At 72.9% G+C, this 269-nt stretch carries 1 pseudogene; it reads right to left on the reverse strand.

Annotated elements, in window-relative coordinates:
• Positions 1-269 (reverse strand): annotated as a pseudogene (locus tag ADK86_RS18285) (hypothetical protein); the annotation flags it as partial.

Here is a 269-nt window from a genome sequence, read left to right on the forward strand (position 1 = left end):
GAGAGGTCCACGAAGGTGGCCCGGCAGGTCGGCCCGGCACATACGCCGAGACGAGCGGGGCCGAGCGTGGCGATCACGGAGGCCAGTGCGCTGAGCGTGGTCGCGGCAAGGTGCGCCGCGCAGCGGTCGGTATCGGACGTCACCTCGGTCCGCCAGCGGTCGTCCTCGTGGCGCAGTACCGGGGTGGCGCGGCTGCGGCGCAGACCGTCGTTGATCAGAGCCGCGGCTTCGGCCGCGTCCGTGTTCGCCTGTTCGAGCACCTCGCGCAG

It is taken from the genome of Streptomyces sp. NRRL F-5755 (assembly GCF_001279365.1).
In the GTDB taxonomy this organism is placed as follows: domain Bacteria; phylum Actinomycetota; class Actinomycetes; order Streptomycetales; family Streptomycetaceae; genus Streptomyces; species Streptomyces rimosus.